Source organism: uncultured Capnocytophaga sp., assembly GCF_938029845.1.
GTDB lineage: Bacteria > Bacteroidota > Bacteroidia > Flavobacteriales > Flavobacteriaceae > Capnocytophaga.
Genome location: NZ_CALHGG010000115.1, coordinates 1 through 6,045, shown reverse-complemented (window position 1 = coordinate 6,045; position 6,045 = coordinate 1). Strand labels below are relative to the sequence as shown.

Sequence of the window (6,045 nt, the reverse complement as noted above, 5' to 3'; positions counted from 1 at the left end):
AGAATTAGAAATCAGTAAACAGTATTATAACAAATCTATGAAATATTTTATCTCTTTTATTTTAACACTATTGCTTGCTGGCTGTAACCTTTTCCAAAAACAACAGCCGGCAGGGGAAAGTGTGGCGAGTTTCTGGAAAGATGAAGTGTTTGTGCCTGTGGAGAAAGAGTTGTATGTGATTAAAGATGTAACAACGAGATATGCTAGTTTGACAGACTCTATACCATCGCTTTTTTGCATAATGGGGGATAAGTTGGAGATTATAGCCGAAGGAAAGGAACTTTATAAAACGGAAAGAGGCTATGTGGAAAAAGAAGACATGGGAGATTGGGAAGCCCTGAAGTCCAAAATGACAGGGGAGGTACTTGTAGAGAGTATCTATGGAGATATTTCTGATACTATCTCTAAGTATCTGAATATAAATCAAGTCTCTTCTGAAGAATATCAAGAAGCCTTGAAAAATAAAGTAGATTTCCTTCAAAGAGATACACTTGCGATTGTAAAAAAGAAAGGCAAACTTACTTTTGTGTGCAAACAGAGGACGGTTTATCTAAAAGATGATATATCTGAACTTGCGGACAAGCATTTTGATATGATCTATACCTATTTAGGCAATATACCTGCTATTGATCAGTATGTGGTATTGGAAGATACTGAAAGATCATTGGCTTATATCTTGATAGATAAGACCACGGGAGAGAAAAGAAGATTTGACAAGTTTCCCTTTCTCTCTGCTGATAAGAGGTATATCATCAATATAGGTAGGGACTACTATGATAAGGATAGGCTTATTTCTTTGTATCGTATAGAACATATAAAACCGCTGAAAATAGACACCTTAGTAGAAGGATATACAAAGAGCTGGGATGTCTATGATCTTGATAAAGAACCTATTTTCTTTAGTAAAAATGACTATTTGTATGCGCCTATGAACGTGGTGAGTAATTTCTTTGACGAGCATAATAACCCCGATAAACAACGAATATATATCAAGATAGGAATTAAGAATTAGAAATCAGTAAACAGTATTATAACAAATCTATGAAATATTTTATCTCTCTTATTTTAATACTAAGTATTACCAGCTGTAACCTCTTTCAAAGGCAACAAAAGGTAGAAGAGGATATACTTGTAAAAGAACCAGAATGGCCACTTGTAGAAGATTTACTTGATATTACAGAAAAGAAGCTTTTGGAGGCTATCAACGATGGAAGAGGTGAAATATCAGATACTACTACTTTTGGTAAATTTTTTACGATAGAAAGGATACCTCGGCAGGTGTATCAGCAAGCACTCAAGCATCGTTATAATTTTCTCAAGAAAGATAGCTTGGCCATTAAGCAAGAATCAGGAGTAATGACCCTTCCTTGTAAAAAGCAAATAGTAACATTGGTAGATGAAGGCCCTACAGAAGATACACAAATTACATTTTATCTCTATTTAGGTGAAATACCTGAATTAGAGCAATATGTAGTGTCGCGTGTTGTCTACAGAAGCTGGAAAACTCTTTTTATAGATAAGCAAACAGGAGCAGAGACAGAAATGGGTCGCAATCCTCTCCCCACACCTGATGGCAAGTATGTAGTGGATGTATATAGCGATTATTATTCAATAATCTTAACGCTCTATAAAGTAGAAAAGAAGGGTTCTTTTACTTTTAAAAAACTGATTACTCTGGAGCCTCATTATTGGCTACTTGATTATGATGAAAAAGAACCTGAGTTTTTTAGTAATGATGGGTATCTGTATATGCCTACTATATGCAGATACTTCTCGGAAGATATTGATAAGCGCACCTATGTTAGAATAGGAATCAAAAATCAGTCGTCAGTAAATAACAAATAACCAACTAATGAAACACAAACCAACCACTATTCGTCTTTCCTTTTGTATATATGGAGACTATTTTGATGTAGATAAGGTAACCAATATCATAGGTTTTCCACCTACTCAAACCGCTTATAAGGGAGACCAGCTAAAATATCGTGTCAGTGAAGAAACTTTTTGGGAATATAACTTTGCTCCTATCGAAACTCTTCTTATCGAAGATAATTTGCAAGTATTTGCTGATAAAGTAACGCCTTGTTTGGAAGAATTAGCTTCCTTTATTAAAGCGTTTGCTCTTACCTCGAATTTACTTTTTTGTGTAGAAATGAGTCCTGAGGAGAGCTGTCCCGCCATCGTTTTTGATAACAGAATACTTGATATACTCCATAGACTTAATGCTTGGATAGATATTGATATGTATAAGTAGTGACAAATGACAAGTGACTAATATCACGTTGAATATTAGTCACTTGTCATTAGCCACTTATCACTATTTTCGTTTTTTCTTCCACTGGGAAATGGAATCTTGATTCATTTTTACATAGTCCTCATTGCCTTCTTTTTTGGCTTTTTGTAGGGAGGTTTCAGCAGCTTTGATAGCTTCTTTGGTTTTTCCTAACTTGGAGAGGATAATAGCTTGGGCACGATACATATAATAGGGGGCATCGTTCTGCATGCTGAGTGATTTGGTGATGAACTCATTTGCCTTGTTAAGGTCTCCGTTGGAGGTAAGTAGGTAGTTGGCCGCTTCATAGTAATCACGAGCAGAAGAAGTAGCTGTAATTTTGTCGGCAATATTCTCCATGGATTGCTCTTGGGTTTGGGTGTGGAAAGGGAGTTCTACCAAGGTCTTATCCCAACGTACCGCTATTTTCCCATCATTATAGTTGATAGGATTTAGCTCAATGGTAAGGTACTCTGTTTCCATGGGGTAGGGGATAGGTTTAGCCTCCGCTTGTAGGGCGATTTGGGTTTCGTCCCATTGCTGAGGAACTCCCCAGTTGTCATTTTTCTTATAGAAATAGAAAGTCCATTTGTCCGCTTCAGGCTTGGTATAGAGGGCATATTTCCCCTTAGGAAGTACTTTGCCCGCGATAGATACATCTTCACTGAAAGAGATAGTTGTGTTTTCATTGGCACCTGTACGCCATACACGGCTATAAGGCACCAGTTCTCCGAAGATTTTTCTGCCACGCTTAGCGGGGCGAGTGTAGCTTACTTCCACTTCGGTAAGCCCGACCATTTGTTCTATGCTACCCTTTACACTAGGTTGTGGGAGCTTAATTTGTGCCATAGCTTCAGAGAAGAAGCATAGCATACTGGCGATAACAAATATCTTTCTCATGAGGATTGTTTTTTCAAGGAGCGTTTGTAGCAAAAAGTATGCCAAAGTCAGTAGTCAGTGGACAGAAGACAGTAGTCAGTGGACAGCGGACAGAAACTGATAACTAACAACTAACAACTAACTAAAGGCTTTGAGTCCTACTACGGATCCTATGAGGGTGGTTAAGAAGAAGAGGCGCCAGAAGGAAGCGGGTTCCTTGAAGACGAAAATTCCCACTAAGGCGGTACCTACCGCTCCTATACCTGTCCATACGGCATAGGCGGTGCCTAAGGGGAGGTGTTGGGAAACTTTCATCAGTAGGGACATACTGATAAAAGTACAGAGTAAAAAGCCTCCGTACCATAGGTACATAGTGGTACCCTGTGTTTCTTTTCCTTTGCCAAGGCAGAAAGTAAAAGCGACCTCAAAAAGGCCTGCTATAATAAGTAAAAGCCAATACATAATTTTGAGTTTTGAGTTTTGAGTTATGGGGAGCTATTCCATTCTTATAAGGCATTCCCTTAATCTTTGTAGGAGATCTAGATCTGCGATACAGTCGGCAATGCTTAGATTGTCTAAAGCAGGCACAGGCTGTGTGATGACAGAGAGGCTGCTGAATCCAAATTTCCCATAAATTACTTGAGCAATATCCCTATGATAGTTCAGCTGTTGTAATAGTTCTTTGGTAAGGGAATTGTTGGTGTCGAGATCCTCATAAAGACTTACAAACTGATTCCAAGCCGAATCGCCTGAATAATAGTTTTCTAAATGATGGTTCATCTTTCAAATAAATAGCTACTCTGCTCCTAAATGTTCTTTTTCTGATAGCCATTCAGAGAAGAAATTCATAATGGCTGAAAACTTATCTTCGTATGGGCTATCTTCGATCATATACAACCAATTAGAATAGTTGTTTTTATAATGAATTTTCTGTGTAAGCCAAGTGTTAAACTCCTCAGAGAACGAAATATCTATGCTTTCTAATATCTTATTTGTTCTTTTGGCTAATAGGAATCCTGATATGTAAAAGTACAATTGATCTATTTTTAGCTCAGGGATAAACATTTTAGGTCTTCTTTTGATTGCTCTGATTAACTCACTTATATTTTTCATTTTGCATACTTTATCTCTTGTTCTTAGCTTTGAGGATATTAATTGTTAATATTCTTTAGATAGTAATAAGGATTCCAATTTTCAGGGGGTTCTACGGGTAAAGGGATTCCTAACTTTAAACTAATGAGGGTATCTATATTCAAATAACTTTTAATACAAAAATATCTTCTGTATTTATATTCTTTCGGGTATTTGCCAAATGTTCTAAGTTGATAGGTATTTCTTTCACAATACTATTGATTACAATTCTTTATTGTGTAGAATTCTCTTTTTACTCGTTCCTTAGTCCTGAAAATCATCATACTCAAAGTAATGCTCTATAGCTCCTAAAAGGACGTCTGTATCCTCGGTAGTTAGCGATTCATTATGATCAAACTTATTGTCAATAATGTCTTGAAAAATTCCTACTCCTGAAAAGTAAGCTACTTCAAATTGGGCTAATGATTCGGGAACTTCTCCGTACTTAGTTTCAACAGAATTTTGTTCTTTATCCTCATTACTTGATAAAACCCAAAATGCTGCCTCTTGATAATTGTCCTTTTTTTCTCCTTCGATATAAATTATACCAGGGTAAGGCAATTGCTTGTAATCTTTGATAAGCTCTTTTATTGTTTTGTAATGTTGCATATTGATATATAAATTAAATTTTTGTATTATTGATTTAAGTTTTGTTAGTTCTGTAACTTATTGATATTCAAAAACCTCCCCCTACCCCCTCCAAAGGGGGAATGAGATAGTTTATGATTCTCAAGAAGTTAGAGAGAGGACATTTTCCAGATTGATAGACAATTTTTATCTTTTTCAACGCATCCCACATACCCAGCTGTGAGCACTCGCTGGCTTTCCCTCTCGGAGGGGATAGTCCGTGAATACATGGAACGGAGTATGTGAGGGGATATTTTACAAATAATTGATTATTAACTAATTACAGATCCAATTATAACCTAAAAATGACCTGCGAAACTTAAATTATTGATAAATATTAGTTGATTTAAAACGTTTTCTAATATTGTATTTCCCCTATTTCGGGAAAGCGCTCTAAGAAAGTTTTGGTCTCTTTCATTGTCTTTAGCTTAATGGTGATATGCTCCAACAGAGGAAATATTTCCGGAGAGAGCCAATCCAAATCGCCTGAATAATAGTTTTCTAAGAGGATATTCATTCTTAAAAAGTTAAGAGTTGAGAAACAAACTATTCAATGATTACCTTTTGTCCTTTGCTCCCAAAATGTTCTATAATAGCCTGTAATATAGTTTCTTGCTCTATAGGAGAAAGTGTATTATCTATGGAATTACGATAGATAATGTAACTATAGGCGTTTCCTTCAGTTAGTAAAAGACCCTCACCTAAGATATGGTAATACTGACCTTTGTAAGATATGGTAATTTCTCCTCTTGTGATTTTTTCTATTTTGACCATTACATATTTTGATGAATTGTTTCCTAAACTAATGTGAGTTCAATATAACAAAATCTCCCACGGATTGTTATAAGACCAAAGGTCTTATCCCAGATTTACAACTCTCAATAAAGAGCCATAGGGGCTACTTATAATGGGTACGAGCTGCAAGAAGTGAGCCAGAGAGGCGGATGTTTTTTAGTTGGAACAAAATTGAGAAAATATTTCCACATAGGCAAGGGAAATTTTTATTTTCCTTGTTTTTATTTTTGTTCCCTAAAAAGTTACCTTTACTATTTGAATCTACCAGTGTTTATAATTTTCATATAAGCTAAAAACAAAAATATATTTGAATTTTGTTGGTTGTTTCGTCAAAAATCACT

General features: G+C 36.0%; 10 protein-coding genes. 3 read left to right on the top strand and 7 right to left on the bottom strand.

The features are described 5' to 3' along the window. The 3 genes from Q0625_RS08220 to Q0625_RS08210 all read left to right on the top strand — a co-directional run. The coding region (locus Q0625_RS08220) for a hypothetical protein (protein ID WP_366125064.1) at positions 1-1,012 on the top strand (1,012 nt) is incomplete at its 5' end. 29 nt (positions 1,013-1,041) lie between these two features. Further along, positions 1,042-1,845, top strand: coding sequence for a hypothetical protein (locus tag Q0625_RS08215; RefSeq protein WP_298825687.1), 804 nt, complete (start codon positions 1,042-1,044; stop codon positions 1,843-1,845). A gap of 7 nt (positions 1,846-1,852) precedes the next feature. Then, positions 1,853-2,254, top strand: coding sequence for a DUF4279 domain-containing protein (locus Q0625_RS08210; protein ID WP_298825684.1), 402 nt, complete (start codon positions 1,853-1,855; stop codon positions 2,252-2,254). Positions 2,255-2,317: 63 nt separating this feature from the next. Here the strand turns inward: Q0625_RS08210 and Q0625_RS08205 are convergent, their stop codons facing one another. From Q0625_RS08205 to Q0625_RS08175, 7 genes are all read right to left on the bottom strand, one after another. Then, positions 2,318-3,172: a DUF2911 domain-containing protein gene (locus Q0625_RS08205; RefSeq protein ID WP_298825681.1), complete on the bottom strand. Its 855-nt coding sequence runs from the start codon at positions 3,170-3,172 to the stop codon at positions 2,318-2,320. 117 nt (positions 3,173-3,289) lie between these two features. Beyond that, complete coding sequence (locus Q0625_RS08200) at positions 3,290-3,613, bottom strand: multidrug efflux SMR transporter (RefSeq protein ID WP_298825678.1); 324 nt, start codon at positions 3,611-3,613, stop codon at positions 3,290-3,292. A 33-nt stretch (positions 3,614-3,646) separates the two neighbouring features. Further along, complete coding sequence (locus tag Q0625_RS08195) at positions 3,647-3,931, bottom strand: hypothetical protein (protein ID WP_298825675.1); 285 nt, start codon at positions 3,929-3,931, stop codon at positions 3,647-3,649. Between the two features lie 15 nt (positions 3,932-3,946). Then, entirely contained in the window at positions 3,947-4,186 is a 240-nt protein-coding gene (locus Q0625_RS08190) for a hypothetical protein (protein WP_298825671.1), read from the bottom strand. Positions 4,187-4,546: 360 nt separating this feature from the next. Beyond that, positions 4,547-4,891 (bottom strand): hypothetical protein, encoded by a 345-nt coding sequence (locus Q0625_RS08185; RefSeq protein ID WP_298825668.1) that lies wholly within the window; start codon positions 4,889-4,891, stop codon positions 4,547-4,549. Positions 4,892-5,267: 376 nt separating this feature from the next. After that, positions 5,268-5,426 (bottom strand): hypothetical protein, encoded by a 159-nt coding sequence (locus Q0625_RS08180; protein ID WP_298825665.1) that lies wholly within the window; start codon positions 5,424-5,426, stop codon positions 5,268-5,270. Between the two features lie 29 nt (positions 5,427-5,455). After that, positions 5,456-5,683, bottom strand: coding sequence for an Imm74 family immunity protein (locus tag Q0625_RS08175; protein WP_298825662.1), 228 nt, complete (start codon positions 5,681-5,683; stop codon positions 5,456-5,458). Positions 5,684-6,045 lie beyond the last annotated feature (362 nt).

Bases quoted from the DNA above. Each gene is read 5' to 3' on its own strand.
- Q0625_RS08195 (WP_298825675.1), bottom strand. From the start codon at position 3,931: ATGAACCATCATTTAGAAAACTATTATTCAGGCGATTCGGCTTGGAAT.
- Q0625_RS08175 (WP_298825662.1), bottom strand. From the start codon at position 5,683: ATGGTCAAAATAGAAAAAATCACAAGAGGAGAAATTACCATATCTTAC.
- Q0625_RS08200 (WP_298825678.1), bottom strand. From the start codon at position 3,613: ATGTATTGGCTTTTACTTATTATAGCAGGCCTTTTTGAGGTCGCTTTT.
- Q0625_RS08215 (WP_298825687.1), top strand. From the start codon at position 1,042: ATGAAATATTTTATCTCTCTTATTTTAATACTAAGTATTACCAGCTGT.
- Q0625_RS08180 (WP_298825665.1), bottom strand. From the start codon at position 5,426: ATGAATATCCTCTTAGAAAACTATTATTCAGGCGATTTGGATTGGCTC.
- Q0625_RS08185 (WP_298825668.1), bottom strand. From the start codon at position 4,891: ATGCAACATTACAAAACAATAAAAGAGCTTATCAAAGATTACAAGCAA.
- Q0625_RS08210 (WP_298825684.1), top strand. From the start codon at position 1,853: ATGAAACACAAACCAACCACTATTCGTCTTTCCTTTTGTATATATGGA.
- Q0625_RS08205 (WP_298825681.1), bottom strand. From the start codon at position 3,172: ATGAGAAAGATATTTGTTATCGCCAGTATGCTATGCTTCTTCTCTGAA.